The organism is Nitrobacter sp. Nb-311A (genome assembly GCF_000152905.1).
GTDB lineage: Bacteria > Pseudomonadota > Alphaproteobacteria > Rhizobiales > Xanthobacteraceae > Nitrobacter.
Genome location: NZ_CH672421.1, coordinates 93,322 through 119,850, shown reverse-complemented (window position 1 = coordinate 119,850; position 26,529 = coordinate 93,322). Strand labels below are relative to the sequence as shown.

The window sequence follows — 26,529 nt, the reverse complement described above, 5'->3', positions numbered from 1 at the left end:
GCCCTCAGTGCGTCGCGGCGTCGAGTTCAACAGTGACCGGCTGCCCGACACGGAGACGGTCCGGCCTGTCGGGTCGCGCCTGAACCAGGAACACCAGCTTGTTGCGCTCCTCGAGGCTGTAGATCACCGGCGGCGTGTATTCTGCCTGGGTGGCGATGAAATAGATCCTTGCCGTCAGGTCGGGCGCGCAGTTGTCGCAGGTGACGCGGACCTCCTGCCCGATTTTCAGTTTCGGCAAATCGGGTTCCGGCACAAAAAAACGAATCTTCATGTTGCCCGGCGGCATAATCGACAGCACCGGCCGTTGCGCCGGCGTCATCTCGCCCTCGCGAAAATAGATCTGCTGGATGGTGCCTGCGACGGGCGCAAAACCTTTGCGCCGCGACAGCCGCGTCTCCGAGGTGTTGACCCGCGCCTCGGCGACACGCAACGCCGAGAGGGCAGCGTCCAGAGTCGCCTGGGTACCGGCCCCGGTTTTCCTCAGCGAGGCCGCACGGTCATAAGTCTGCTGTGCGTTCGCCAGCGTCGCCTTGTTCTGATTGAGATCAGCCTGCTGCAATTCATCATCTACCGAATAGAGCGGCGTGCCGACTTCGACAACGTCGCCCTCGCGCACATTCAATTTGGTGACGCGGCCACTCTCGTCCGGGCTGACAAAGATCATGTCGGCCTCGACCCAGCCCTGATAGCCGGGCGGCCGCTTCTGGCCGCAGCCGACAACGAGACACGTTAGTGCCAACGCAGCGCCAACACGCGCGACTATACGTAGCGCCGTCATGAAACTCTCCGTTCGCCGAAGATCAGGTCGAGATGAACCTTCAGCATCGCAACGGCGTCGAGCGGCGCATGGCGGCCGAACAAACCCTGCCACATCACGGCGACCATGGCGGGCGCAATGACGATCTGGGGGAAGTCGGCAAGACGCTCATTGCGGATTTCTCCGCGCGCGATACCGTGCTCGATCAACGCGCGCATGCCCGCAAGACCGCGCGAAACGACTTCACGAAAGTAGAAGTCGGCGAGCGACGGAAAGCGCGCGCCCTCCGCCATGATCAAGCGAACGACATCGCCGCGCTTGGTCCCGGCAACCTCGCGCACAAAAGTCTCAGCGAAGCGTTCGAGGACCTCGCGTACCGATCCGCCAGCGGCAAGCGTGGTCATCAGATTTCCGATCAGCGGCACCAGCGCGGTGCGCACAAGCTCCTGAAACAGCGCCTCCTTGTCCTTGAAGTGCAGATAGATCGTGCCCTTGGCAACGCCCGCCCGCTTCGCCACGTCGTCCAGACGGGTCGCGGCAAAACCACGCGCGGTGAATTCATCAAGCCCCGCCGCGACGATCGCCGCGCGCCGCTGCGCCGCGCGGGCTGCACGGTTCTGGGGCCCGGCTGTCCCGCCGGTCTGCGCGGTGGTCGCCGCACCAGCCCTGCTTGCGGCAGGTCGGCCTTTGGCGGAGTTCGCAGTAGCGGTCTTTCGCGGTCTGGATCCTGAAGCTTTCATTGGACTTATTATGACTGACCGGTCAGTCATAATAAAGATTAAAATTTGTGCGAGCGGTCAATCCGCCGTGATCCAAACCTATCCTTCTGAGCTATCGGGTAAATTTTCGAAGCCGGGAGTGGCGGGTTTTGGCGATATGTCGCGATCCGACCGCCGGACCGCCCGTGTCGCAGCAGTCTACGTCCTGAACAACTCTCTGGAGGGAGGCCACGGGGCCTAACGTCGCCCGACAGTTGCCTCCCGAGGTCCGGGCAGCGCGTTGGTCCATCGGCCTGGTGTCAACCGCGTTGAACCTCCGCCAAGGCTTGGGGCGTATCGACGTCAAAAAAAGCGCCGTGAGCATCGACCGAAACTTCCGCCACCACCTCGGCATGACCCGCGAGCAAATGGCGCGCACCGACATCGCCTTCGAGTGCCATCAGTTCCCCGAAGAAACGCCGAGACCACAACACCGGATTCCCCTGCCTGCCGCCACTGACGGGGACTGCGATCAACATGCCGCGATCTGGCGCAAAAGCCGCGATGAGCCGGTCAACGAGATGCGCATCGATCAACGGCATGTCGCCAAGGCAAATCAAGGCGCCTCCCGCCTCTTTCGGAATTGCGCCGATGCCAACCTTGATAGAACTGGCGAGCCCCGTGGGAAAATCCGGATTGTATACAAACGTGACGTTGAGTCCTCGCAGCGCGCGCTCGACCTCGGCTGCTTGATGACCGGTAACGACGGTCACGCTCGCTGCTTTTGAGGCGAGCACCTGCTCGGTCACGATTCGCACCAGCGGCTTGCCGGCAAGCTCCGCCAATAGCTTGTTGGGACCGCCCATACGGGTTGAACGTCCTGCGGCGAGAATCACCGCCGCGATATTGCAGTTGTTGTCGCTTGCAGGCGAAATACGCGGTTGTGGCCGCGTCACGATTTCCATCAGGAGGCCGCCCACCCCCATGCCGGTCAGATCGCGTCTCGCAACGTTTAAACCGGCGAGCAGTCGCATCAGCACCCAATCGAACCCATTCTCGACGGGCGACCGTGCGCAACCAGGCGCACCCAACACCGGGACGCCGCGCGCTTTCCCGATCAGAAGCAGATTACCGGGATCGACCGGCATGCCGAAATGCTGAACCACGCCGCCGGCACCGACGAGAGCGGCAGGAATGACATCGCGACGGTCGGCGATCGCCGATGCACCGAACACAATGACTAATTCGGCGCCGCTATCGAGCATTTCCTTAATCGCGTCCGATAGCACGGACTCGTCATGCGGCACGCGACGCTCGGCGATGATGCTCGCGCCCGCGGGTGCAAGACGTTCGGCCGTCACGCGCAAGGTCTTGTCGACCACCTTCGGCGCAAGGCCGGGGAGCATGGTCGAGACGACACCAACCCGCTTGATACGATAAGGCGCAACCTGCAACACGGCACCCCGTGCCGCCGCGACCGCGGCATCGCGCAGCTTCGCCTCAACGCCGAACGGAATCAGCTTGACCGTGGCGATCATCTCTCCCTGCACGACCGGCTTGTAGGCCGGGAGCGTCGCAAACGTAATGGCTTCATCGATATTGTTGATGCGGTTGACTGCCGGGCGATCGATCACCAGCACGCCGGCCCGCGCGGCGAACAAGTTGGCCCGGCCGGTAAACGCCCGCTCTACCGTGACGCCATCGCCGGCGACAGCTTTCGCGACATCCGCCGCCGCCACGTCCTCAGACACATCACCGTCCTCGAGACGGACGACGACAACCTCCTTCACACCCGCCCTGTGGAGCGCCTCAACCTCCACCGGCCCGATGAGGGTGCCTTTCTTGAGTACAAAAGTACCCTGCCGCAGGGTATGAACGGTGACGCCGCCAATTGCGTCGTCCGGTGTGGCGGGACCAAATTTCATGCCGCGCTCGCTTTCGGCAGTCGTAGCTGCGCCGTGATTTCCGCCATGATGGCGACAGCGATCTCGGAGGGCGAAATCGCACCAATCTCCAGGCCGATCGGTGCGTGGATGCGTTCGATGTCGGCACAGGAGATTCCTTGTGCTTTCAGGCGGAGGGTACGCTGACCGTGGGTTTTGCGCGAGCCCAGCGCTCCGATGTAGAAGCAGTCATGCTCCAGCGCGTGCAATAGCGCAGGATCGTCAATCTTCGGATCGTGAGCGACAACAACGAAGGCGGTATAATGATCGATATTGAGCGGCGGCAGCGCAACGTCCGGCCATTCGGCGATCAGCCTGATGTCCGGAAACCGCTCAGGACTTGCGAATGCCGAACGGGGATCGACCACCGTGACGTCATAGCCGAGCGATCGCGCCAACGGCGCGAGCGCCTGACTGATGTGAACCGCACCGATGATCACAAGCTTCGCGGTCGGCGCATAGACGTTCAGAAAGAGATTCCGCCCCTCGACTTCAATCGCGCCACTCTTGCCCATACGCAGATGTCGTTCCAGTTCGCTATGCAACGGATCGTCAGCGATATCGGCGGCCATTACGAGACGCTGCTCGCCATTGCCGATATCGGTCACCACGATTACCGGCCTCCGCGCGGCGCGCTCGGTATTGATCGCTGAAAGTGTGGCAAGCTTCACGACGAACGCTCAAGATCGAGTTCGTAAAGATAACAGCGCCCCCCGTTCGAACTCGTAAAACAGAGGATACTCGCGCTACAGGACTGGCGCCCTTTCGATTGAAGCTTTCCGGACCGGCCTCCCATCATAACGAACGAAATTTACACCGAATGGCATTACACGACTTTCTCAACAAAAATGCGGATCCTGCCGCCGCATGACAGGCCGACAGTCCACGCCGTCTCATCCGCGACACCAAACTCCAGCATCCTGGGCGTCCCACTGGAGATAACGTCCAGCGCTTCGGTCACCACGGCGCCTTCGACGCAGCCGCCCGAGACCGAGCCCAGAAACGTGCCGTCCCCGTTGACGACAAGATTCGACCCTGCCGGACGTGGCGCGGAGCCCCAGGTTTCGATGACCGTTGCCAGCGCAACGCCCTTGCCCGCCTTCCCCCAGTTTTCCGCCGCCTTCAAAAGGTCCTCATCGCGATCGAGCATGATGCCACTCGTTCAGGGTTCGGGCTGAGGAATCGCGGCCGTGTGGTCTCGGCGTCTCGGAGAGCGCAGCAACCAGCCCCTCAATAGATAGCAAATTATGCACCCGGCGAAAGTCGTCAACGTGCGGCAGCATCATTTTAATTCCTTGCGCCTTGGGTTCAAAGCCGTCATAGCGCAATAGCGGGTTGAGCCAGATCAACCGGCGGCACGATCGGTGCAGCCGATCCATCTCGAACGCCAGTTTGGAGTCGGCTTCCCGCTCCAGCCCGTCGGTAATCAGCAGAACAATGGCGCCCTGCGCAAGCACGCGCCGGCCCCACAGCTTGTTGAAATTGTGCAGCGAGGTCGCAATTCGCGTTCCCCCCGCCCAATCCTCCACCACCGACGAGCAAGCGGCCAGCGCCTCATCGGGATCGCGCGCCCGCAGAGCGCGCGTGACATTGGTCAACCGCGTTCCGAACAGAAAGGCCGAAATGCGTCTGTGCCCATTTGTGATGGCATGGAGGAAATGCAAAAATACTCGCGTATATTCGGTCATCGAACCGGAGATATCGAGCAGGGCTACGATCGGAGCCGACCTTCCGATCCTGCCAAGACGATGAATATCGACGATGTGCCCCCCGGTGCGCAGGCCGCCGCGCAGCGTGCGGCGCAAATCCAGCCGCAACCCGCGCGAATCGGGCCGGGCGCGTCGTGAGCGCAGCCTGGCTTGCGGCAGCTTCATCCTCGCGATCAGCCGCGCCACTTCGCACATCTCGGCCGCGCTCATCTGCGCGAAATCTTTCTTTTGCAGCACCTCTAGGTCGGAGACGGAAGGCCGACTCTCCTGTTCCCGCGGCGCTTCGCGCTCGCTCGTGATCGCGGGTTGCGACAATGCCTCGAGAACGCGCCGGGACGCAGACGGCGGCGGTTTCCTGGCCGGGTCCGGCGGCGGGAGCGGATCCAGCATGTTTTTCCTTTCTTCCGTGTCTTCCGTGATGCAGAAGAAAACATTAAAAGCTTGAGCGAATATCAGCGCATGGTCGTGGCGAGTGACAAAAACCGCCTGAAGCGTGCTGAAGACGTCCGCGCGATGGCCGATGTCGATCAGGCGCAAAGCGTTCAGCGCGTCGATGACCGCGCCGGGACCCACGGGAAGACCGCAGGCGCGCAGCACACGGGCGAAGCCGACGACGTTGTCCGCAATACGGCCGATTGGCGAATCGAGATGGTTGATGGCCATGCGAATCCCGCCTTATGGATCGGTGGCGGCTTCTTTCAGCAGGGTTTGCATGGCGTCGCCCTGCATCCGGCCGATATCATCCTGGTATTTCAGGAGCGCGCCGATGGTATCGCCGACGATCTGCGGCGTCAGCAAACGGGTATCGAGTTCGGTCAGCGCCGTCGCCCAGTCGATGGTCTCGGCGATGCCCGGGTTCTTGTAGAAATCGCGATTGCGCAGCGCCTGCACAAAGCCCACCACCTGCTGCGACAACGCCGCGGAGATGCCGGGCACCCGTGACCTGACGATCGCAAGTTCGCGCTCGGCGGAAGGGTAATCCACCCAGTGATAGAGACAGCGGCGCTTCAAGGCATCATGAATTTCACGCGTCCTGTTCGACGTCACGATGACGATCGGCGGCGCCGCCGCCGTGACGGTGCCGGTTTCGGGGATCGTCACCTGGAAGTCACTGAGAATTTCCAGAAGAAAGGCCTCGAAAGCCTCATCCGCGCGATCGAGTTCGTCGATCAGGAGCACCGGCGGGCCGCGGACATCCGGCTCCAGGGCCTGGAGCAGCGGCCGCTTGATCAAATATCTCTCGGCGAAGATGTCGCTGGACAACTGCTCGCGATCGGTATCGCCTGCCGCTTCTGCCAGCCGGATTGCAATCATCTGAGCATGGCTGTTCCACTCATAGACGGCGGAGGCGACATCCAATCCTTCGTAACATTGCAGCCGGATCAACCTGCGGCCCAGTGCAGCCGACAGTACCTTCGCGATCTCGGTCTTGCCGACGCCCGCCTCGCCTTCAACAAACAGCGGCCGCGCCATACGCAGCGAAAGAAACACGACAGTCGCCAGCGAACGCTCGCCAAAATAGCCGTGCTTCGCCAGCAGGTCGAGCGTCGCATCGACGGACGATGGCAGCGCCGCGACCGCTGTCATGAGATCCGGCCGGGCGCGGCGAGCATCGCGCATGTCATGTTTTACCGTTCGCCGAATCAACTGCGCGCCGCGCAAGCACCCCGATCAGATGCGCGCGATGTTCCGCGCTGCCGTGCAGGTCGCTGTTGAGTCCATCGGAGAGAACGCTCAACCCCTCAAGCGACTTCGACGTAAAGCTTTTTTTCAGAGCCTCCTCGAACGTCGTCAGGCGGAACACGCCATCGGCCCCGGCGCCTGTAACGGCGACACGCACATCCGACGCCAGTCCGGCAACGAACACGCCCACCAGCGCGTAGCGGGAAGCCTGATTGCGAAATTTCTGATAGGCTGCCTTTTTCGGCAGGGGAAACATCACCTGAGTGATGATTTCGTCCGCCTCCAGCGCGGTGGAGAACATTCCCTGGAAATACCCATCTGATTCCAGACGGCGCTTATTGGTGACGATGGTGGCGTCAAGCGCCAAACAGGCCGCCGGATAATCGGCGGTTGGATCGTTGTTGGCCAGCGAACCTCCGATAGTCCCCTTGTGGCGCACAGCGGGATCGCCGATCATCCCCGCGAGTTCGGCGAGCGCCGGGATGGCCTCACATACGATCGGCGAGCCCGCGACATCGGCGTGCTTCGCGGTTGCACCTATCGCCAGCAAGCCGTCCCTCATCTCGATGCTATCCAGCCCTTCGATATGTGAAAGATCAATCAGATGCGCGGGGCTCGCGAGCCGCTGCTTCATGACCGGCACCAGCGTGTGGCCGCCCGCGATCAGCATGGCGTCCTCGTTTGCGACCAGCAGATCGACGGCCTGTTGCAAGGTCTCCGGCCGATGATACTTGAATTCGTACATGGCTCCGGTTCTTTAATGTCGTCTCACGGAGTTGCAACTCGGAACTCATGCGATACGAGATTTGGCCATCGCCGTCGCACCGGCCGCAATCGATGCGACGATATTCTGATAGCCGGTGCAACGGCAGAGATTGCCCTCCAGTTCCTCGCGAATGGTACACTCGTCGAGATCGTAGCCCTTGCGGCGAACCATATCGATCGCGGTCATGATCATGCCCGGCGTGCAGAAGCCGCATTGCAGACCGTGGTGCTCGCGAAACGCCTCCTGCATCGGATGCAGCGGAGCGCCGTCGGCTGCGAGACCTTCGATGGTCTCGATCTCGTGCCCGTCGGCCATCACCGCCAGCATGGTGCAGGACTTCACCGCCTTCCCATCGAGATGCACGATGCAGGCGCCGCACTGCGAGGTGTCACATCCAATATGCGTGCCGGTGAGACGGAGGTTCTCGCGCAGGAAATTCACCAGCAACGTGCGGGGGTCGATGTCGGCGGTGGTCGGCTTGCCGTTCACGATCAGCGAAATCTTGGCCATTGGCGCTCTCTACCGTCGCACGTCGAAATCATCATTTCTATAATACACGATATGAGCCATCCCGATAATGGGTTCAACGGGGCGACGCCCGGCCGCGACGAAGTGATTTTAGTTTATCCCTGAACGGCTTTGGCGAAATTCGCAAAGAATTCATCGGCCAGCTTCTTGGCCGTACCGCTGATCAGCCTTTGACCCAATTGCGCCAGCTTGCCGCCAATCCGCGCCGCGGCTTCGTACTTCAGAAGAGTGCCGCCATGATGGTCGACCAGCATCACGGTTGCTTCACCCTTTGCAAACCCGGCCACGCCGCCTTCCCCCTCGGCTGCAATCCTGTATCCGTTCGGCGGATCGATATCGCTGAGCGTCACCCTGACCTTGAAGCGGGCGGAAACCGGACCGATTTTCAGCCTGGCGACAGCACGGAACTGATTCTCGTCGGTCCTGGTGAATTCCTCGCAACCGGGAATGCAGCTTTTCAAGACTTCGGGATCGTTGAGTCTGGCCCAGACAAGATCGCGAGAGGCCGCGAGCCCGATTTCGCCGTTCACTGTCATCGCCATGAGCTTGCCTTCTCGATCGGCGGCCATACTGTTTGACGGCGCTTACCCTTGACGTAGACGACGACGGCCGCAAAAGAAAGAGACGGCGGTGGAATCGCTCCCGACTCGAACTCTTGAGGCCGGCAGGAGAAAACGACAATGCCCATAATCGATGCCGACGGCTGCCTGCTGAATGTTTCCGTCGAGGGGCGCGACGGCGGCCCGACGCTGATGCTCTCGAACGCGCTCGGCTGCACGCTGCAGATGTGGGAGCCGCAGATGGCGACGCTGTCCAGGCTGTTCCGGATCATCCGCTATGACCGGCGCGGCCACGGCAAATCCGGTGTGCCGCCCGGTCCCTATTCGATGGAGCGCTTTGGCCGCGACGTGCTGGCAATTCTGGACGACCTCAATATCGCGAAAACGCACTGGTGCGGATTGTCAATGGGCGGCATGGTCGGCCAATGGCTGGGAGCACATGCGCCAGAGCGTTTTGACCGCATCATTCTTGCCAACACGAATTGCTACTATCCCGATCCGGCCAATTGGCATGCCCGCATCAAGGCAGTGAAGGACGGCGGCCTCGCCGCGATCGCCGATACTGTGATCAGCGGCTGGCTGACCGCTGGCTTTCGAGAACGCGAACCCCAGATCACAGCGAAGATTAAGGCCATGCTCAGCGCTTCTCCTGTGGAAGGCTACATCGCCTGCTGCCAGGCATTGAGTACGCTGGATCAGCGCGCACTCTTGCCACGCATCAAAAGCCCTACGCTCGTCATCGCCGGCCGGCACGACCCGTCGACGCCTGTCGCGGCCGGTGAATACATTCGCAGCCAGATTCCCTCCGCCAGCATGACCCTGCTTGACGCCGCGCACATCTCCAACGTCGAACAATCTCATGCTTTCACAGAGGCGGTGGCCGGCTTCCTGATGCAGCGATAGGGAAATGAATCTTTCGCGGCAAATCACGCAGTCAAGGAATCCAGCACGATAACTCAGGAACTGGAATTGGTGAAAGGCTGGACGTCCGGCTGCGAAGGCCATGGCCGCACCGGCGGCGGGTCACGCTGGAACGGTGGCTCGGTCGCCATCAGGATCGCACCGCCAAGCAGCAACAGCAGTTCGGTCGCATGCAGGCGCAACGCGGCCATCTCTCCGACCTGCGACGCCATGACCATGCTGGCGAAGGTGATGAGGCTGCCGATGCCGAGCGCCAGCGCCAGCGCTTCGTCGAAACCGCCTGACTTCCGGACCGAGGCGCGCGTGGTCATCACCAGGAACACCGCGAAGAACATGACGACGGTCATCTTGCCGAGCGCCAGTAGCCAGGCAAGACGCACAAGGTCCATCGCCGCGACATGCAAATGGTCGCTGAGAAACAACGCGACCGACACATTGGCCAGATCGTAAAGTCCATGCACCGGCGACGCCACGATCTTGAAAGCGACGAAGGTCCAGACCGGAATGAAATAGAGCGCCAGCAATGCGCCGTTGACGGTGCTGATGCGCCAGGAATTGGTCATGCGCCATCCCCGCTTTCGCGCGGCCGCGATGTCGAGAACCGGTGCCGCCTTGGCAGGGATTAACGCCGGGTAAACGCGGTGGCGCAACGGAAACCCCTTGTTTACCTTAACAAGGCCCGCCGACCTGTGGACAACGCCGACAACTGTCGGGGCCGGTTCTGGAAGGCTGGAACTTCAATTGTCGCTCATCCGGCCCCCTTGCCCGCCAAATAGCCGTCCGGACAGGGCTTTCCCACCGCCGCCCTTCGGGATGAAGGCTTCCGCCGAGCGGACGAATGCCGGCGAAATGCACAACCGCCGGCTCCCTGAATTGCTGCGGTTGCCGCACTCGATTGCCACTGTTAGACATTGATTCAAGACGCGCCGGCCCGGCTGCCGGAGCCCATCACGTCTGACATAGTCGCATTCGGGATACGCAGATTACGGCCGCGCATGGACTATTTTGCCCAGCAACTCATCAATGGCGTCGTGCTCGGCTCGATCTACGGGCTGATCGCGATCGGCTATACGATGGTTTACGGCATCGTCGGCATGATCAATTTCGCTCACGGCGACATCTTCATGATCGGCGGTTTCATCGCGCTGATCACCTTCCTGATCCTGGTGTCGATGGGCCTCTCCGCCGTGCCGCTGATCCTGCTCGTCATGCTCATTGTTTCAATGGCCGTCACCGCCGTTTACGGCTGGGTCGTCGAGCGCATCGCCTACAGGCCCCTGCGCCAGTCGTTTCGACTCGCTCCGCTGCTGTCGGCGATCGGCATGTCGTTCGTGCTCATGAATTTTTCGCAGGTTTCCCAGGGGGCACAGGTCAAGCCCATCCCGCCGCTCATCACCGGCGGCTACACGCTGCGCGATTCCGGAAACTTCGCGGTTCAGCTCTCCAACGTCCAGATCGTGGTGATGGTCACCACCATCGTCCTGCTCGCGATCTTCAGCTACATCGTGTCGCGCACGCGCTTCGGCCGTGACATGCGCGCCTGCGAGCAGGACCAGACCATGGCGGCGCTGCTCGGCGTAAATGTCGATCGCACCATCTCGATGACCTTCGTGATCGGCGCGTCACTCGCTGCCGTCGCCGGCATGATGTACCTGCTGTATTATGGCCTGGTTGATTTCTTCATGGGTTTCGTCGCCGGCATCAAGGCATTCACGGCCGCGGTTCTCGGCGGCATCGGTTCGCTGCCCGGTGCGATGCTCGGGGGGCTCGCGATCGGATTGATCGAGACGTTCTGGTCGGCTTACTTTTCGATCGAGTATAAGGATGTCGCCGCCTTCTCCATCCTGATCGTCGTGCTGATTTTCATGCCGACCGGCCTGCTTGGCCGTCCTGAAATCGAAAAAGTCTGACGGTCCGGACGTGGCAGCGCCCGCTCTGAGCCAACAAACCACAGTGCGCGATCGTGGCATCGTGTTCATCATGAAGAACGCGGTCGTGAGCGCGTTGCTCGCGCTGGTGCTGTTCTCGCTCATGATCGGCATCCGCACCGAATCCGGCCCGTCCGGACAGTTGACCTACTGGACCCGGTTCGGCGAACTCGCGGCCGCAGTCGGCGCAGTGTTCGTCGGCAGCATCATCGTCGAAACACTCAAGCGTTGGACTGGATCCATCGGCCCTGTCGAACTGCCGGAAACCGTGCGCCGTGCATTCGCGATGCTGGGCCGCCTGCTGACGCCCGCTCTTCTGCTTTTCGCTCTGCTGGTGCCGGTGATCTTTTACAATCAGCGCTACCTGCTCGATCTTGGAATTCTCGTCCTGACCTATGTGATGTTGGGTTGGGGTCTCAACATCGTGGTCGGTCTCGCCGGACTGCTCGATCTCGGCTACGTGGCTTTCTACGCCGTCGGCGCCTACTCCTACGCGCTGCTGGCGCAAAGCGGCCTGCCATTCCCATATTTCACGGAAGCCTCTCCCTATATCGCGATCAACTTCCTTCAACCCGGCCCCTGGGCGTTCTGGGTGCTATTGCCGGTCTCCGGCCTGCTCGCCGCATTCTGGGGCATGCTGCTCGGCTTCCCGGTGTTGCGGCTTCGCGGCGACTATCTCGCGATCGTCACGCTGGCGTTCGGCGAGATCATCCGGCTGGTCATCCTCAACTGGCAGGAACTGACCGGCGGGCCGAACGGGATCAGCGGCATCCCGCGCCCCACCGTGTTCGGCATCCCGCTCACACCGGGCGAAGACGGCTTCGCGGCGCTGATCGGCGTGCCGTTCTCGCCCACGCATCGCCTCGTCTTCCTGTTCTACATCATCCTGGCGCTGGCGCTGCTGACGAACTGGGTCACCATACGACTGCGGCGACTACCGATCGGCCGCGCGTGGGAAGCAATGCGCGAGGATGAGGTCGCCTGCCGGGCGCTCGGCATCAACATCACCACAACAAAACTCTCGGCCTTCGCCATCGGCGCGATGTTCGGCGGCTTCGCGGGCGCGTTCTTCGCGACCCGGCAGGGCTTCATCAGCCCCGAGTCCTTCACCTTTCAGGAATCGGCGCTGGTGCTCGCCATCGTCGTCCTGGGCGGGATGGGCTCGCAGCTCGGCGTGGCGCTCGCCGCGATTGCGATGATCGGTGGGTTCGAGTTGTTTCGCGGCCTCGACCAGTTTCGCATGCTGGTGTTCGGCGGAGTCATGGTGCTGTTGATGATCTGGCGGCCGCGCGGCCTCGTCAGCCACCGCGCTCCCACCGTGTTCCTGCAAAAACAGACCGAGATAGCGTCGTCGCTGGTCAAGGAAGGCCGTGGATGACGACGCCTGCTCCCATTCTCTCCGTTGACGGATTGACGATGCGCTTCGGAGGCATCCTCGCCATCAACGAACTGTCGTTCACCGCGCAGCGCCGCCACATTACCGCGCTGATCGGGCCGAACGGCGCCGGCAAGACCACGGTGTTCAACTGCGTCACCGGTTTCTATCGGCCCTCGCAAGGCGCCATGCGCCTGGTGCACGACGACGGCGCGACCTTCCGGCTTGATCGTCTGCGTGATTTCCGCATCTGCAAGTATGCTAAAGTGGCGCGCACCTTCCAGAACATCCGCTTGTTTCCCGGCATGACGGCGCTGGAGAACCTGATGGTCGCGCAGCACAATGTCTTGATGCGTGCGTCCGGCTTCGGCCTGCTTGGCTTGATAGGCGCTCCGTCGTTCCGGTCCGCGGAAAGGCAGGCGATCGATTCAGCCCGCAACTGGCTCGACCGCATCGGCCTGCTGCAACGCGCCGATGACGCCGCGGGCAATCTGGCCTACGGCGACCAGCGTCGCCTTGAAATCGCGCGCGCCATGTGCGCGCACCCCGCGCTGCTCTGCCTTGACGAGCCAGCCGCGGGACTCAATGCCAACGAGAGCGCCGGTTTGAGCGAACTCTTGCTGTCGATCCGCAGCGACTTCGGCACTTCGATCCTTTTGATCGAACACGACATGAGCGTGGTGATGGAAATCTCCGACCACATCGTCGTGCTCGACCATGGCGTCAAGATCGCCGACGGCACCCCGCGCGCGGTGCGCGACGATCCAAAGGTCATCGCAGCCTATCTCGGCGCCGACGAGGACACCGCCGCCGCCGTGATGGAGAGCGGCGCATGAGCGCCGCGACAACGCCCCTGCTCGCCATTCGCGGGCTTCGCGCCGCCTATGGCAAGATCGAAGCACTGAAGGGCATCGATCTCGATATCCAGGCCGGCGAGATCGTCGCGCTGATCGGCGCTAACGGCGCCGGAAAATCGACCTTGATGATGACCATTTTTGGCCGTCCCCGCGCCCGCGCCGGCGAAATCCTGTTCGACGGCCAGAACATCAGCTCGATGCCGACGCATGAGGTAGCGCGGCTGCGCATCGCGCAATCCCCGGAAGGGCGACGCATCTTTCCGCGCATGACCGTCAGAGAGAATTTGCAGATGGGCGCGGACGCCACGCCCGGCAGCAAGGCCGAGCGAGCCGTCAGCCTCGAGCGGGTACTAAACCTGTTCCCGCGCCTCCAGGAACGCATGGAGCAGCGCGGCGGCACCCTGTCCGGTGGAGAGCAGCAGATGCTGGCGATCGGTCGCGCGCTGATGAGCCGCCCGCGCCTGTTATTGCTGGACGAGCCCTCGCTTGGTCTCGCGCCGCTGATCACCCGGCAAATTTTCAGCGCCATCCGCACATTGAACTGCGAGGACCGTCTCACAGTGCTGATCGTCGAGCAGAACGCCAATCATGCCCTTCGCCTCGCCCATCGCGGCTATGTGATGGTCAACGGGCTGATCACGATGAGCGGCGATGGCATGGAGCTGCTGCAACGCCCGGAAATCCGCGCGGCCTATCTCGAAGGCGGCCGCCACGCCTGAGGTGAGCACCACTCGCCCGACCAGCGACGAATACGAATCCGCTCCACTGACCAGGCGGGACCGAGTGACGATGACCCAGTAAAAACGGCGCTCAAGAATTTTATCCATGACACCGGCGGCAAATCATCGGACAATGCCCGCGCAACAGCAAACAACCCGACCACCTCCGCGAGGCTCGCTCGAATGAAATCATTGAAGCTGATCGGTCTGGCCCTTTGCGCCTTCCTCACGCTCTCGGTCCCGACTTTCGCCCAGGATATCACCGTCGCGGTGGCCGGCCCGATGACGGGCAGCGAGTCCGCTTTCGGTCGCCAATTGCAGAACGGCGCCGAACAGTTCCTCGTCGATGCCAACAATGGGGGCGGCGTGCTTAACAAAAAGCTGACGCTGTTTGTCGGCGACGATGCCTGCGACCCGAAACAAGCGCGCTCCATCGCTGAACGAATCGCAAGCCGGGGCATTCCGTTCGTCGCCGGGCATTTCTGCTCGTCATCATCCATTCCGGCTTCCGAAGCCTACGCTGATGGCAACGTATTGCAGATCACACCGGCCACCACCAATCCTCAGTTCACGGAACGCAAGCTGTGGAACGTGCTGCGCGTCTGCGGACGCGACGACCAGCAAGGCATCGTGGCCGCCGAATACATCATCAAAAACTTCAAGGACAAGAACGTCGCCATCCTCAACGACAAGACCACCTACGGCAAGGGTCTCGCCGACGAAATCAAGAAGGCGCTAAACAAGGCTGGATTCCAGGAGAAGATGTTCGAATCCTACAACAAGGGCGACAAGGATTTTAACTCCATCGTATCCCGTCTGAAGCGCGACAGCATCGATCTGGTGTTCATCGGAGGCTATTATCAGGAGGCCGGACTGATCTTGCGCCAGATGCGTGATCAGGGCCTCAAGACCATTCTGATGGCGGGCGACGCCCTGAACGACAAGAAGTTTGCCTCCATCACCGGTCCGCTTGCCGAGGGTACGCTCTTCACTTTCGGCCCGGATCCGCGCAACAAGCCGACAGCCAAGGCGATCGTTGAAAAATTCAGGGCCAGGGGCATCGATCCGGAAGGCTACACACTCTACACTTATGCCGCGATGCAGGTGTGGGCACAGGCCGTTGCGAAAGCGGGTACGACGGATCCCATGAAGGTGATGAAAGTCATCAAGGCAGGCGCGTGGGACACCGTTCTCGGCAAGTTGGAATTTGATGCGAAAGGTGACATCAAGAAGATCGACTATGTCATCTACAAGTGGGATGACAAAGGCAACTATGCCGAGATCGACCCTGCCATCTGAATCACGGCGCTCCTCTCAATTCTTGGCAATCGTTTCCACGAAAGCGGGGGAAGACCTTGTGCGCCTCATCACGATCTGCACGCGATCATTGCATTTTATCTCTTCCGGAGGCGACGGGACATCCTTAATGAATATCTCCTCTGCCGGGCGAGAGTAAAAGTCAAACACCCCCTCCTATCATCCGAAATTCTGTAGCGCCGGAAAGGTCTCCAGCAGCCAGATGCTGACGTTGGAGATCGTTCCGGTGAGAAATGCAATTCCGGTCAACACCATCAGCACGCCGATTCCCCGTTCTATCTTGATAAGATGACGCTTCATCCGGTTGAGCAGCGAGGAAAACTGTTCAATCATGAATGCCGCCAGCAGGAACGGAATGCCGAGGCCGGCCGAATACACCGCAAGCAAACCGGCTCCCTTTACGACAGTGGCCTCCGCCGCCGCCACCGACAGGATCGCCGCCAGGATCGGCCCGATACATGGCGTCCACCCGAAGGCGAAAGCGAGCCCCATCACATACGCGCCCCATAATCCGACCGGCTTCGGCGCGGTGAGCCGTCCCTCGCGCATCAAAAAGCCGATTCGGGTCAGCCCGAGAAAGTGCAGGCCCATGACGATAATGACGATGCCGGCGACGATCGACAATTGCGCCGACCAGGCTCGGATCAAACTACCGACGAAGCTCGCACTCGCGCCCAGCGCGACGAAGACCGTCGAAAAGCCGAACACAAACATCAAGGCGGCAAGCATCACGGCCCGCTTCGATGCCTTCGGTGACTCGTCGTTAGAAACGTGTTCGATGGTGGCGCCCGTGAGATAGATCAGATAGGGCGGCACCAGCGGAAGGACGCAGGGCGACAGGAAACTGACAAGACCCGCGACCATGGCGGCGGGAACGGAAACGTCGTGAATCATGCGGCTACTTGCCCTGTCATCGCCTCGCGATGCAAGAGCTTCGGTTCTTCCCGCGACATTTGTGATCGGATGTGATCGGTTGAATCGGGCTCGTGGGCGTCCTCCTCTGCCCGTGAGCCGTTCCCCACCACCCACAAGCGAGGCTGAATCATGAAGAACCTGCTCACCGACATTTCCGGGGTCCGCGTCGGCCACGCAGACGATGCGCGGCTGGCGTCAGGCGTCACGGCGGTGCTTTTCGATGCCCCGATCGTCGCCGCGATGGACGTGCGTGGTGGGGGACCGGGCACGCGCGACAGCACCCTGCTCGACCCGGTCAATACGGTAGAGCGGATCGACGCACTCACGCTGTCAGGCGGCTCCGCTTTCGGGATCGAGTCCGGCGGCGGCGTTCAGGCCTGGCTCGCCGAACAGGGGCGCGGCTTTGCGATCGGCGACGCTGTCATCCCCATTGTGCCCGGCGCCGTCGTGTTCGATCTCCTGAACGGTGGCGACAAGAAGTGGGGCCGTTTCGCGCCCTATCGCGATCTCGGCTACGCCGCGGCAGCAGCGGCTGGAGACGATTTCGCGCTCGGCAGCACCGGCGCCGGCCTCGGCGCGACGACCGCCAACTTGAAGGGCGGGATCGGCTCCGCTTCGGCGGCCACGCCAAGCGGCGTGCGGGTGGCAGCGCTCGCCGTGGTGAATGCCGTCGGCAGCGTTACAGTGGGAGACGGCCCCTGGTTCTGGGCGGCGCCATTTGAATCCGGCGGCGAATACGGCGGACGCGGGTTGCCGCCGTCGTTCACGCCGGAGATGCTGGCGATGCGATTGAAGGGCGGAGCGACAGCGAATGCCGGTGAAAACACCTCACTCGCCATCGTCGTCACCGATGCCCTGCTCACCAAGCCACAAGCCAGACGGCTTGCGATCATGGCGCAAACCGGTTTCGCACGGGCGATTTATCCAGTTCACGCTCCGCTAGACGGCGATATCGTATTCGCTGCCGCTACAGGGGCCAAACCACTCGATCCACTCGTCGGACTGACCGAGCTCGGAATGGTCGCGGCCAACACGGTGGCTCGCGCGATCGCACGCGGCGTCTATGAAGCGAAAGCACTTCCATTTCCGGATGCATTACCGGCATGGAAGGATCGGTTTGCAGGCCGATCCCGTTCGGGCCACATGGGTTTTTTCCCGAGGCATGGGGGTATATAGTTCAAGTATAATTCGTGTATATACTTGGATTATACGAGGTATTTAAGGTCAGTTTATAGTACAACTTGAAGTAGCGGTTTGACCAGCGGATGTTCTCCTCATGCGCAATGTCGCGCATCTAACAAGGAGAACCGTCATGAAGAAAATTCTCGTTCTCGCCGCAGTCGTCAGCGCGTTCATGAGCGCGCCGGCTTTCGCCAACAAGGGCCAGGGCATCGGCATCGGGGCGAACGTGCTGACCGGCCGCGGCGGCGTGGCCGGGCTGCTCAACGGACGTGGCGCGCTGGTTGTCAACACCGCGGTCACCATGGGCAAAAGCGGCGTGCTCGGCGCGGTGCTCGGCCGCAGCCTTGCTTCGGGCGGACTGCTCGGCGGCGGATGCGGCTGCCACTAGCTAGGGTGATGGAAGGCGGACGGGGCATTCCCGTCCGCACGCCGCTGGTCCGACGACCGAATGTTTGTTCGACTCCGACGGAGTGGCGGAAAAGCGCTTCGTGATCGACGACATCACCACGAGCCCGCTCAAGTCATCCCCCGAGATTAGCGCACCCATTGCATAGGCGACATCGATGCCGACGCTCAGATCATTGTCAAAGTCACGGATCGCGCCGATTCCATACGTAAGAGTACGCGCACGGAAAGGCGAATCCAGATACTCCGTCGCCGCATAGCCGACTGAAGCGGCCAACGTCACCTTCGGCTCCCAATTCCACGAGACCCTCGCTGAATAAGCGGTGTCGATCGTGATCGGCGAAATGGGAAACGTGGTTTCGCTCGCACGTCGCCATGCCGTCAGATCAATCCCAAAAGGCGCTGCACGCCAGCTTAAACTCGCATCGAACAGAATTCGATCGACATTGGTAAAATCGGGATCGTGCCATGTCCCGTACAACCGTGAGACGGAGCCGAAGGCGGTCACGGCATCACCGCTATACTTGGCGAACAGAAACGGTTGCACCCTCTCATTGTCGCGACGATAGCCGAACACATCGAACTCCCGCAGGTAGCGCCGTGCCGACAGGTTCACGGACGCACCGACTTCGAACTTCCCACGGACGAGACTAACGCCGGGGATCAGTGTACCTCGCAGATATTGCTGGGGGTCGGGGAGAAAATCCTGAAAGATCGCGTTGGCCTGATTCAGGCTCGACCGGCCTCCCTCCGCGGTCGCGAACAACTTAATCGGCCCGCGCCTGGCTTCCGCCCGGACCGATTGTATCAATTCGGCCGAGCGTAGAGAGTAGGTGCTGACATCGGCGACGGTCGATGTGGAATCCAGCCTCAGATCGTCATCGCCGATCGAACCGCGCAGGATCACCTTGCCGCCACGCGCTGGCGTGATCTGCGGATGCGCGTAATGAGTGGCAGTCGCTTCCGCGGCGACACCCAGCGTGTAGCCGTCGGCCTTCATACCGGCAGCCAATGCCGTGTCGGCGGCGACGAACGCGCTGCCGCTGCTCTGTCCGATTGAAAATAGCGGATTGGAATCGAATCCGCCGCGCAACCGGAACGAAGCGGTGAAGTCGCTTTCGGCACAAGCCTGGGAACCGGCGAGACCGAGGCAACCGGCGAGAAGGAATACTTTCGGTAGATACATACGCCCCACATATTACTTAGAATAAGGAGCGAATACTTGTGGCGTATGGTTATCGGATCATGAAAATCGGCGCGGACTGCGCAATGATGCGGATGCGGCGAACCCAAGACTACCGCGCGCGAGCCGCCGCCGATAAGACAAGCGCTGACTCCCGCCGCGCATTGCCCCCGGGCGCGGCCCATGTTACGCGGGGCTCTCTCAAGCTCCGCTGAAATTTCCGGAAACGTTCATGTCCCAGACTTTTGCGCCGCGTCCTCTCGTCATCGCACCGTCGATCCTGGCCTCGGACTTCTCGAAGCTTGGCGAGGAGGTTCGCGCCGTCGATCAGGGGGGGGCCGAGTGGATCCACCTCGACGTGATGGACGGCCATTTCGTGCCGAACATCTCCTACGGGCCCGATGTCATCAAGGCGATGCGCCCGCACACGAAGAAGATTTTCGATGCCCATCTGATGATCGCACCGTGCGATCCCTACCTCGAAGCCTTCGCCAAGGCCGGTTGCGACCACATCACGGTTCACGTCGAATCGGGACCGCACCTGCACCGCTCGCTGCAGGCCATTCGCAGCCTCGGCAAGAAGGCGGGGGTCACGCTCAATCCCGCGACGCCGCTGTCTACCCTCGAATACGTGCTCGACATGGTCGACCTGGTGCTGGTGATGTCGGTCAATCCCGGTTTCGGCGGCCAGAAGTTCATTTCCTCGGCGGTCGGCAAGATTCGGGATTTGCGGTCGATGATCGGGGGACGCCCGATCGACATCGAGGTCGACGGCGGGGTTGGACCCGACGTTGCGGGTGATCTTGCCGCCGCCGGCGCCAACGCCTTCGTGGCAGGCTCCGCGGTGTTCAAGGGCGGCACGATGGAGTCCTACAAGGCGAACATGGACGCGATCCGCAACGCCGCCGCTGCCGCGCGCGGCGAAGTGGTCTGACGCAAACGCCCCCTACCCACGGTGTATGACTTCCGTCCGGAGCAAGTCAGTTCGCAAGTCCACCTGCGCGGCGGCCTGCTCACGTCGCCAGCATACGATCGAGAATAGAGACAAAGCAGGTCTCGCCGGCGGCGACCAGAGCCTTTCCGCGTCTGATTGAATCAGAAGCGGGGCTCTCAGATTCTGATTTGACGCGTTTTCTTCATGCGAACCGGTACCCACCTCGCTCGAAAACGCTCTACAGCCCGCTTCCGATGGAATCAGAAGCGGGCTGTATGATTTTGTTTTGTCGCGTTTTCTTCATGCGAACCGGTGTCCACTTCGCTCGAAAACGCTCTTGTTGCTCGTGCTGCGGATATGCAACGCGACGGGGAAAAGCCGGAGTTCGATCGCCCCGTCGATTGACATCGACTTTGTTCCCTTCCAAACAGATCGGCGACGGTTCTCCTTCGGGAGATCAAAAGGGAACGTGGTGCGGAATCATCCCAACGCCACGGCTGCCCCCGCAACTGTAAGCGGTGAATCTGCGTCATACGCCACTGGGATATCTCGGCCCCGGGAAGGCGACGCCAGGTAACGACCCGCGAGCCAGGAGACCTGCCGTCAAACCGTGGTCACACGCGAAGATGTCAGTCGGGGATTACAGACATCCGCTTCATCGGCGCCCGCGCAGGCTCCCGTGAAACCTCGTTCGCTGTGACGTGCCACTGACGTCCTGCCGAGGTTTTTTCATGTCCGCCGCCTTCGTGTCCGGGGCTTATCGCAGAAGCCTGCTAGCCTCCGCCGTTCTCGCCTCGCTGGGATCGATCGGCCTGAATACGCCCTCGAGCGCGCAGCAATCCGCCTCTCCCAATCTGCTGCCTCCGATTCGGATCGCGCCGCCGCCGGAAAGAACGACAGCACCCATGCGCCGCGCGGCTTCGCGCTCGCGCCGTGCGGCCCGCTCCGCTCCTCGACAAGCTCCTGCCGCTGATACTCATGCTCCGGGCACACCGGGTTCGACCGTGGTCAGCCCCACCGGAGTCGTGACGCCCGCTGCGCAATTGGCGAGTTCCATCACGGTCATCACCGAGAATGATATCCAGACCCAGCAGCATCGCAGCGTTCCGGACATCCTCAGGACGGCTCCCGGCCTGAACGTGGTGCAAGCCGGCGGACCGGGCGCCCAGACCTCGATCTTCATGCGCGGCACCAACGCCAACCACACCAAGGTGATCCTCGACGGAATCGACATCGGCGATCCTGCCAATTCGAACGGCGCGTTCGACTATGCGCATCTCCTTACGGCGGACATCCAGCAAATGGAAATCCTCCGGGGTCCGCAGAGCGGACTTTACGGCTCCGACGCGATCGGCGGCGTCATCTCCATCATCACAAAAAAGGGAGAGGGTCCGCCGCGAGTCACCGGCTCACTCGAGTCAGGCTCGTTCAAAACCTTCAACCAGACGCTCGGAGTGAGCGGCGCCGAACGAAACTTCAACTACGCGGTCAACGTCGCCCATCTTCATGCCGGAGACGTTCCCGTCACACCGCCGGAGCTTCTTCCGCCAGGACGGCAAGCGATCGGAAACAACTATGACAACATGACCTATTCGACCAAGCTCGGCGTCGATCTCAATGAAAATCTGACCGTTAATTCGGTGACCCGCTATACCGACGCGACGCTGCTATTCACGGGCGACGGCGGGTTTCCAAGCACCCCCAACGCCAGCCAGAGCACGCACAGCGTCCAGCAACTCTTCAACCGCCAGGAAGCCGTATGGTCTCTGTTCGACGGACGCGTCCAGAGCTACTTCGGTCTCAATTTCACCAACAGCAGAGCCTACGATATAGGCCCCGGCGATCCCGCTGGAGCGATCACCACGGGCGAGCGCCTCAAGTTCGACTGGCGCACCGTGGCCGAAATTACGCATGACAACCATCTGATCGTCGGCGCCGAGCATCAGACCGACCGCATGGATACCGCCGATTTTGCCGCAAGGAACGGCAACAAGGCTGGTTTCGTCCAGTTGCAATCGGCTTTCGCGAACCGCCTCTTCCTCGTGGCCAATGTCCGCCAGGACTCCAACGACCTGTTCGGCGGACGCATGACTTACCGGATCGCGCCGGCGGTCATTGTTCCCGTCACGGAAACAAAACTGAAAGCAAGCTACGGCACGGGATTCAAGGCGCCCTCGCTGAGCCAGTTGTTTCGGGACTATCCGACTTTCAATTTCTTCGCCAATCCCAACCTGAAACCGGAAGATAGCCGCGGCTACGATGCCGGTTTCGAGCAACCCCTGTTCAACCATCGCGTACGGTTCGGCTCGACCTACTTCCATAACGACATCACCAACCTTATCGACTACAACGCCACGTTCACATCGCTGGTGAACGTGAACAGCGCGACGACCGAAGGCACCGAGACTTTCGTTTCGGCACAGATCACCGAACGTTTCGGAATCCGCGCGGATTACACCTTCACCCGCGCCGTCAACGCAGCCACCGGCCTGCAACTGCTGCGCCGGCCCAAGGAAAAGTGGAGCGCGACCGCGACCTGGCTTCCCCTCGATGAATTGACGTTGTCGGCGACAGTGCTCCGCGTCAGCAACTGGCTTGATGTCACCCGCGACGGTTCGGCCTCCGGAATTGTCGCGCCGGGCTACACGCTGGTGAATTTGCGCGGCGACTATGCGCTCAACGACCAGGTCAAGGTATTCGGACGGATCGATAATCTGCTCGACATCCGCTACCAGAATCCGACCGGATTCCTCGCGCCGGGCCTCGCGGTTTTCGGCGGCATCCGGGTGGCCAGCTACGGGGTGCGATAGTTCTCGATGGTTGGAGCGTTTTCGAGCGAAGCATGTCCTCGGGCTTGGCCTGAGGACATGCTTCGCCGAAAAATGCTCTAATCGATCGGCCGCCCGGTCAGGGCCGCGAGCTCGCGCACGAGGCGATCCGACATCTGGCCGGTCACCGGCATCTGGCGCGCCTGCTCGAATTTCCGGATCGCGGCCTGAGTTTCGGTCCCGACCGTTCCTGTCGGCTTCAACTGACCATAGCCGTATTCCGTCAACGCCCGCTGCACGGCGGCGACGCGGCGATTCGCATTGATGATGTCGGCAACGGGATCGCTATGCGGGCCGGCCGGCTTGACGGAATTGGCGGCTGCATCCGCCGCGCTCGCGCGCGGCTCGGCCCGCTCCGCCTCGACCGGTCGAGGCCGCGGCAGCGGACTGCCCTGTTGCACCGGCGGCATCGGGACAGCCGATCCGAATATCGGCGACGGATGATGACCGGCCTGCATGAACATGGCGTTGGCGACGATCGCGCCGGCGGCGGCAAAAGCCAGGCCTCCGGCGACCAGATCCTTCGGGCTGTGCAGGAGAATGCGCATCGCCAGACCAGGCTCTTCGTCAACCTCGATCTTCCTGGTTGCCCCGCTGCGACGGCGCGGCCGCATCCCATCCTCTCCAACAACTTTTCTAGGCACTCTTCCTCACCCGATAACCTTGATCCTGCTTGCCGGAGCGGGAGGCCGGCGTCAGCGTCGCGATGTTGCTCGATGGCGGTTCAGCGTCGGGTACGAGCGTCAGCGTCAGCGGCAACATGACGGTGACCGTGGTCCCCTCCTCCACCTTGCTCTGCACGTCGATCTCGCCCCGGTGCAACTCGACGAGATTCTTGACGATCGACAAGCCGAGTCCGGTCCCTTCATGACGGCGCTGATAGGTTTTCCCGGCCTGGAAGAAGGGGTCGCCGATCCGCTTGAGATCTTCCTGCGCGATGCCGACTCCGTCGTCCATCACCCGCAGCACCATGCGCGCTCCCTCGACGCGCGCGGAGATCGTGACACGGCCGCCCCGCTCGGTGAACTTGATCGCGTTCGACACCAGGTTCAGAACGATCTGCCGGAACGCGCGCGGATCGCCGATCATCTGCGGCAGATTCTCCGGTACGCGCGTGACCAGCTCGATGCCGTTGTCGCGCGCCTTGAGCGCGAGCAGGTTGCAGCCGTTGAGCAGCACCTCGCGCGGCGCGAACGGCTCGGGCAATATCTCGAAACTTCCGGATTCCATTTTCGACATGTCGAGAATGCTGTTGACCACCGATAACAGATGCTGGCCGGAATCGTTGATGAGCTGGGCATACTCCTTGCGGCGCGTGGCATCGAGCGGCAGGGTCGCCTCCTGAACGATCATCTCCGAAAATCCGATGATGGCATTGAGGGGCGTTCGCAGTTCGTGGCTCATGGTCGCGAGAAACCGCGTCTTGGCGGCGTCGGCGCGCTCGGCCGCGGTTCGCGCCAGATCCAGCGCGTGCTCCTGCTGCTTCCGGTCGGTAACCTCCCGCATCACCGCGACCACTTCCGGTTCGGCCGGAGAGGACGACTCGAGCGGCTGGCACCGCATTTCCACCCAGATGAAATCCCCCGAAAGGTGCGCCTCGAATCTCGCATCGGACGCGGCTTCGCGCCTGAGCCTGAATTCGACGCTCTGGGCGCCCTTACCCAGTGCAGCCGCCGCGAGCGTGGTGAGATAGGCCGGGCGATCAGCGACGTGAACCCGGTCGAACAGACCATGATCCTGCAACTCCGACACCGGAACGCCGAGCAGGGATTCCGCGGCTGGCGAAATGAACTGGACAGCGCCATTGCGCCTGTGGCGCGAAATCACGTCGCCCATGTGGCGCGCCAGCAGGCGATAACGGTCTTCCTCGACGTTCAGCAACGAGGCGCCGGTGCGCATCAAGACTTCGCAGCCGAACGCCACTCCAGCGGCATAGAGCGTGGCGGACGCAATACCGAACGCCATGAAGACGCCATGCGCCGCCGCGCCCGCATCGGACGGTGGCAAAACATCAAAATAACTTATCGAGATCAGCGCGAGCACGCACGACACTGCCAGCATCGAGGCGAAGGCGATGACGCGGCGGGACGCTGACAGCGCCGCCTCCAGCGGAACCACAACGAGCCAGACGGCAGCGAACGATTCAATTCCGCCGGTCGGTATCGCGATCATCATGACGAGACCGGCAAACGCGATCGACGACAGCACGTGGGCGCCTTCATAGCGGCCAGTCCGTGACAGGAAATAAGACAGCAAAATCGGCACGACGAGCCAGGCGAAAGCCGCCACTTCCAGCGCCGTCGGCGCACCGCGGAGGGCCAGATACATCGGAAACGCCGCGAGCGCGACCAGGCTGCCGAGCAGCCGCGGCGCCATGAAGGTTCGATGACGCGCTCGCGTCAACGCGTCGTATCGCGCCGACGGATGCAGCAACGCGTCGAGGCGGTCCTGGATAATGGTCAATGCGGTCACGTCGCCTGCGCTTCAGCTTACGTCTTGTCCGACGCGCTGGAACGCCTCCATTTGTGGATTCAACGTGTCAGAGTGAACTTAAGCGAACGCTAAGGCGCAGCTCCTCATCACGAAACAGTACGCACAGATCGCTCTTTGTCGCTTTGCAGCGCCTTCATTCGGTGCAGATGGTGAACGCAAGGTTTCCACCACTCTGTACCGATGATGCCGCGAAGCGACGATAGTGTCGTCGACCGCAGTCGCTACATGCCTCAATCGAAAATTTACGCCGAATCAAATTTGGCCGCCGTTTGCGGGATTTTGTTGGTCCGAAGGTCGCGGACAAACGCGGGATTCAGGACCACTTGATAAGAAAGGGACCAGATTGCGGAATTCAACGCAACGCGACGAAGATCAAAGACGCATGGGGACGCGACATGTTTTTCCTGCTTCGCATGGCATTCTGGCTCGGGCTCGTGCTCGTGCTGCTGCCGAGGGATGAGGCGCCCGAGGCGAACAAGGAACCCCGGATCGGGGCTTCCGAAGCCGTATCGGCCGCCACAGCCGCCGTCTCGGACATGAGTCAATTCTGCAAGCGCCAACCGGCTGCCTGCGAGGTCGGCGGCCAGGCTGCCTCCGCAATCGGCCAGCGCGCGCAGGACGGCGCAAGAAAGCTCTACCGGATCATCACTGAGAAGCGCCCTCCCGACCATACCGGGTCGATCGACGCCGTCCCCTCCGTCGAAGCGGCGGCTTCCGGCGATACGCAGCACGGAACCCTGATCCCGCAGGATCTGGAGGTGGAATGGCATCTCGCTGCTCCGATGGCCGCTCCCGGGGAACAATCCCCATAGACTGCCTGGTTTGTAT

Annotated in this window: 26 protein-coding genes and 1 riboswitch; of the genes, 11 read left to right on the top strand and 15 right to left on the bottom strand. The window is 61.7% G+C overall.

The genetic code is table 11. The annotated features are described in order from the left end of the window. Nucleotides 1–4: 4 nt before the first annotated feature. The 10 genes from NB311A_RS17575 to NB311A_RS17530 form a co-directional block, all read right to left on the bottom strand. On the bottom strand, nt 5–778 hold the full coding sequence (locus NB311A_RS17575; protein WP_009799952.1) for an HlyD family secretion protein: 774 nt from the start codon (nt 776–778) through the stop codon (nt 5–7). Beyond that, the gene (locus NB311A_RS17570) at nt 775–1,497 is read right to left on the bottom strand and encodes a TetR/AcrR family transcriptional regulator (protein ID WP_009799951.1); all 723 of its coding nucleotides are present in this window, start codon (nt 1,495–1,497) and stop codon (nt 775–777) included. The genes NB311A_RS17575 and NB311A_RS17570 overlap by 4 nt, the downstream gene beginning before the upstream one ends. A gap of 278 nt (nt 1,498–1,775) precedes the next feature. After that, a complete protein-coding gene (locus tag NB311A_RS17565; protein ID WP_009799950.1) occupies nt 1,776–3,380 on the bottom strand; it encodes an NTP transferase domain-containing protein in 1,605 nt (534 codons plus the stop codon). Further along, complete coding sequence (locus NB311A_RS17560; RefSeq protein WP_009799949.1) at nt 3,377–4,069, bottom strand: XdhC family protein; 693 nt, start codon at nt 4,067–4,069, stop codon at nt 3,377–3,379. The genes NB311A_RS17565 and NB311A_RS17560 overlap by 4 nt, the downstream gene beginning before the upstream one ends. 155 nt (nt 4,070–4,224) lie before the next feature. Then, entirely contained in the window at nt 4,225–4,548 is a 324-nt protein-coding gene (locus NB311A_RS17555; protein WP_009799948.1) for an XdhC family protein, read from the bottom strand. Beyond that, complete coding sequence (locus NB311A_RS17550) at nt 4,532–5,770, bottom strand: VWA domain-containing protein (protein WP_009799947.1); 1,239 nt, start codon at nt 5,768–5,770, stop codon at nt 4,532–4,534. Before NB311A_RS17550 ends, NB311A_RS17555 begins: the two co-directional genes overlap by 17 nt. A 12-nt stretch (nt 5,771–5,782) precedes the next feature. Next, nucleotides 5,783–6,727, bottom strand: coding sequence for a MoxR family ATPase (locus NB311A_RS17545; protein ID WP_009799946.1), 945 nt, complete (start codon nt 6,725–6,727; stop codon nt 5,783–5,785). A gap of 1 nt (nt 6,728) precedes the next feature. Beyond that, complete coding sequence (locus tag NB311A_RS17540) at nt 6,729–7,535, bottom strand: xanthine dehydrogenase family protein subunit M (protein WP_009799945.1); 807 nt, start codon at nt 7,533–7,535, stop codon at nt 6,729–6,731. Between the two features lie 45 nt (nt 7,536–7,580). Further along, nucleotides 7,581–8,066 (bottom strand): (2Fe-2S)-binding protein, encoded by a 486-nt coding sequence (locus tag NB311A_RS17535; RefSeq protein WP_009799944.1) that lies wholly within the window; start codon nt 8,064–8,066, stop codon nt 7,581–7,583. A 113-nt stretch (nt 8,067–8,179) separates the two neighbouring features. Further along, complete coding sequence (locus tag NB311A_RS17530) at nt 8,180–8,626, bottom strand: CoxG family protein (protein ID WP_040675909.1); 447 nt, start codon at nt 8,624–8,626, stop codon at nt 8,180–8,182. Between the two features lie 138 nt (nt 8,627–8,764). Here NB311A_RS17530 and pcaD point away from each other — a divergent pair, with 138 nt between their 5' ends. Beyond that, the gene (gene pcaD, locus NB311A_RS17525) at nt 8,765–9,547 is read left to right on the top strand and encodes a 3-oxoadipate enol-lactonase (RefSeq protein WP_009799942.1); all 783 of its coding nucleotides are present in this window, start codon (nt 8,765–8,767) and stop codon (nt 9,545–9,547) included. A 53-nt stretch (nt 9,548–9,600) separates the two neighbouring features. On the opposite strand, the gene NB311A_RS17520 is transcribed toward pcaD, so the two are convergent. Further along, entirely contained in the window at nt 9,601–10,128 is a 528-nt protein-coding gene (locus tag NB311A_RS17520) for a hypothetical protein (RefSeq protein WP_040675906.1), read from the bottom strand. Nucleotides 10,129–10,560: 432 nt separating this feature from the next. Between NB311A_RS17520 and NB311A_RS17515 the strand changes: the two genes are divergently transcribed. The 5 genes from NB311A_RS17515 to NB311A_RS17495 all read left to right on the top strand — a co-directional run bounded on the left by NB311A_RS17515 (nt 10,561) and on the right by NB311A_RS17495 (nt 15,743). Then, nucleotides 10,561–11,475, top strand: a complete 915-nt coding sequence (locus NB311A_RS17515) for a branched-chain amino acid ABC transporter permease (protein WP_009799940.1) — start codon at nt 10,561–10,563, stop codon at nt 11,473–11,475. A gap of 70 nt (nt 11,476–11,545) precedes the next feature. Next, nucleotides 11,546–12,871 carry a DUF3382 domain-containing protein gene (locus tag NB311A_RS17510; RefSeq protein ID WP_245257029.1) on the top strand — a complete coding sequence of 442 codons (1,326 nt, stop codon included), beginning with the start codon at nt 11,546–11,548 and terminating at the stop codon, nt 12,869–12,871. Next, nucleotides 12,868–13,704 carry an ABC transporter ATP-binding protein gene (locus tag NB311A_RS17505; RefSeq protein ID WP_009799938.1) on the top strand — a complete coding sequence of 279 codons (837 nt, stop codon included), beginning with the start codon at nt 12,868–12,870 and terminating at the stop codon, nt 13,702–13,704. Before NB311A_RS17510 ends, NB311A_RS17505 begins: the two co-directional genes overlap by 4 nt. Next, nucleotides 13,701–14,444, top strand: coding sequence for an ABC transporter ATP-binding protein (locus NB311A_RS17500; protein ID WP_009799937.1), 744 nt, complete (start codon nt 13,701–13,703; stop codon nt 14,442–14,444). The genes NB311A_RS17505 and NB311A_RS17500 overlap by 4 nt, the downstream gene beginning before the upstream one ends. 183 nt (nt 14,445–14,627) lie before the next feature. Next, on the top strand, nt 14,628–15,743 hold the full coding sequence (locus tag NB311A_RS17495) for a branched-chain amino acid ABC transporter substrate-binding protein (RefSeq protein ID WP_009799936.1): 1,116 nt from the start codon (nt 14,628–14,630) through the stop codon (nt 15,741–15,743). Between the two features lie 177 nt (nt 15,744–15,920). Here the strand turns inward: NB311A_RS17495 and NB311A_RS17490 are convergent, their stop codons facing one another. Next, nucleotides 15,921–16,655 carry a cytochrome c biogenesis CcdA family protein gene (locus tag NB311A_RS17490; RefSeq protein ID WP_009799935.1) on the bottom strand — a complete coding sequence of 245 codons (735 nt, stop codon included), beginning with the start codon at nt 16,653–16,655 and terminating at the stop codon, nt 15,921–15,923. Between the two features lie 150 nt (nt 16,656–16,805). Between NB311A_RS17490 and NB311A_RS17485 the strand changes: the two genes are divergently transcribed. Both NB311A_RS17485 and NB311A_RS17480 read left to right on the top strand, forming a co-directional pair. After that, nucleotides 16,806–17,852, top strand: a complete 1,047-nt coding sequence (locus NB311A_RS17485; RefSeq protein ID WP_009799934.1) for a P1 family peptidase — start codon at nt 16,806–16,808, stop codon at nt 17,850–17,852. A 136-nt stretch (nt 17,853–17,988) separates the two neighbouring features. Further along, nucleotides 17,989–18,246 (top strand): hypothetical protein, encoded by a 258-nt coding sequence (locus NB311A_RS17480; protein ID WP_040675836.1) that lies wholly within the window; start codon nt 17,989–17,991, stop codon nt 18,244–18,246. Here the strand turns inward: NB311A_RS17480 and NB311A_RS17475 are convergent, their stop codons facing one another. Next, complete coding sequence (locus NB311A_RS17475) at nt 18,247–19,449, bottom strand: outer membrane beta-barrel protein (protein WP_009799932.1); 1,203 nt, start codon at nt 19,447–19,449, stop codon at nt 18,247–18,249. 229 nt (nt 19,450–19,678) lie between these two features. Between NB311A_RS17475 and rpe the strand changes: the two genes are divergently transcribed. Next, the gene (rpe, locus tag NB311A_RS17470) at nt 19,679–20,380 is read left to right on the top strand and encodes a ribulose-phosphate 3-epimerase (protein WP_009799931.1); all 702 of its coding nucleotides are present in this window, start codon (nt 19,679–19,681) and stop codon (nt 20,378–20,380) included. Nucleotides 20,381–20,802: 422 nt separating this feature from the next. Then, a riboswitch (cobalamin riboswitch) is annotated at nt 20,803–21,000 on the top strand. A gap of 111 nt (nt 21,001–21,111) precedes the next feature. Continuing rightward, on the top strand, nt 21,112–23,190 hold the full coding sequence (locus tag NB311A_RS17465) for a TonB-dependent siderophore receptor (protein ID WP_009799930.1): 2,079 nt from the start codon (nt 21,112–21,114) through the stop codon (nt 23,188–23,190). Nucleotides 23,191–23,267: 77 nt separating this feature from the next. Here the strand turns inward: NB311A_RS17465 and NB311A_RS17460 are convergent, their stop codons facing one another. Both NB311A_RS17460 and NB311A_RS17455 read right to left on the bottom strand, forming a co-directional pair. Beyond that, on the bottom strand, nt 23,268–23,822 hold the full coding sequence (locus NB311A_RS17460) for a peptidoglycan-binding domain-containing protein (RefSeq protein WP_009799929.1): 555 nt from the start codon (nt 23,820–23,822) through the stop codon (nt 23,268–23,270). Nucleotides 23,823–23,844: 22 nt separating this feature from the next. Next, complete coding sequence (locus tag NB311A_RS17455) at nt 23,845–25,671, bottom strand: PAS domain-containing protein (protein WP_083780510.1); 1,827 nt, start codon at nt 25,669–25,671, stop codon at nt 23,845–23,847. 425 nt (nt 25,672–26,096) lie between these two features. On the opposite strand from NB311A_RS17455, the gene NB311A_RS17450 reads away from it, so the two are divergent. Beyond that, nucleotides 26,097–26,513, top strand: coding sequence for a DUF5330 domain-containing protein (locus tag NB311A_RS17450; RefSeq protein WP_040675897.1), 417 nt, complete (start codon nt 26,097–26,099; stop codon nt 26,511–26,513). Nucleotides 26,514–26,529: the final 16 nt, after the last annotated feature.

Coding starts and splice junctions, on each gene's coding strand:
- NB311A_RS17575 (WP_009799952.1), bottom strand. CDS start 778: ATGACGGCGCTACGTATAGTCGCGCGTGTTGGCGCTGCGTTGGCACTA.
- NB311A_RS17570 (WP_009799951.1), bottom strand. CDS start 1,497: ATGAAAGCTTCAGGATCCAGACCGCGAAAGACCGCTACTGCGAACTCC.
- NB311A_RS17565 (WP_009799950.1), bottom strand. CDS start 3,380: ATGAAATTTGGTCCCGCCACACCGGACGACGCAATTGGCGGCGTCACC.
- NB311A_RS17555 (WP_009799948.1), bottom strand. CDS start 4,548: ATGCTCGATCGCGATGAGGACCTTTTGAAGGCGGCGGAAAACTGGGGG.
- NB311A_RS17550 (WP_009799947.1), bottom strand. CDS start 5,770: ATGGCCATCAACCATCTCGATTCGCCAATCGGCCGTATTGCGGACAAC.
- NB311A_RS17545 (WP_009799946.1), bottom strand. CDS start 6,727: ATGCGCGATGCTCGCCGCGCCCGGCCGGATCTCATGACAGCGGTCGCG.
- NB311A_RS17540 (WP_009799945.1), bottom strand. CDS start 7,535: ATGTACGAATTCAAGTATCATCGGCCGGAGACCTTGCAACAGGCCGTC.
- NB311A_RS17535 (WP_009799944.1), bottom strand. CDS start 8,066: ATGGCCAAGATTTCGCTGATCGTGAACGGCAAGCCGACCACCGCCGAC.
- NB311A_RS17530 (WP_040675909.1), bottom strand. CDS start 8,626: ATGGCGATGACAGTGAACGGCGAAATCGGGCTCGCGGCCTCTCGCGAT.
- pcaD (WP_009799942.1), top strand. CDS start 8,765: ATGCCCATAATCGATGCCGACGGCTGCCTGCTGAATGTTTCCGTCGAG.
- NB311A_RS17520 (WP_040675906.1), bottom strand. CDS start 10,128: ATGACCAATTCCTGGCGCATCAGCACCGTCAACGGCGCATTGCTGGCG.
- NB311A_RS17515 (WP_009799940.1), top strand. CDS start 10,561: ATGGACTATTTTGCCCAGCAACTCATCAATGGCGTCGTGCTCGGCTCG.
- NB311A_RS17510 (WP_245257029.1), top strand. CDS start 11,546: ATGAAGAACGCGGTCGTGAGCGCGTTGCTCGCGCTGGTGCTGTTCTCG.
- NB311A_RS17505 (WP_009799938.1), top strand. CDS start 12,868: ATGACGACGCCTGCTCCCATTCTCTCCGTTGACGGATTGACGATGCGC.
- NB311A_RS17500 (WP_009799937.1), top strand. CDS start 13,701: ATGAGCGCCGCGACAACGCCCCTGCTCGCCATTCGCGGGCTTCGCGCC.
- NB311A_RS17495 (WP_009799936.1), top strand. CDS start 14,628: ATGAAATCATTGAAGCTGATCGGTCTGGCCCTTTGCGCCTTCCTCACG.
- NB311A_RS17490 (WP_009799935.1), bottom strand. CDS start 16,655: ATGATTCACGACGTTTCCGTTCCCGCCGCCATGGTCGCGGGTCTTGTC.
- NB311A_RS17485 (WP_009799934.1), top strand. CDS start 16,806: ATGAAGAACCTGCTCACCGACATTTCCGGGGTCCGCGTCGGCCACGCA.
- NB311A_RS17480 (WP_040675836.1), top strand. CDS start 17,989: ATGAAGAAAATTCTCGTTCTCGCCGCAGTCGTCAGCGCGTTCATGAGC.
- NB311A_RS17475 (WP_009799932.1), bottom strand. CDS start 19,449: ATGTATCTACCGAAAGTATTCCTTCTCGCCGGTTGCCTCGGTCTCGCC.
- rpe (WP_009799931.1), top strand. CDS start 19,679: ATGTCCCAGACTTTTGCGCCGCGTCCTCTCGTCATCGCACCGTCGATC.
- NB311A_RS17465 (WP_009799930.1), top strand. CDS start 21,112: ATGTCCGCCGCCTTCGTGTCCGGGGCTTATCGCAGAAGCCTGCTAGCC.
- NB311A_RS17460 (WP_009799929.1), bottom strand. CDS start 23,822: ATGCGGCCGCGCCGTCGCAGCGGGGCAACCAGGAAGATCGAGGTTGAC.
- NB311A_RS17450 (WP_040675897.1), top strand. CDS start 26,097: ATGTTTTTCCTGCTTCGCATGGCATTCTGGCTCGGGCTCGTGCTCGTG.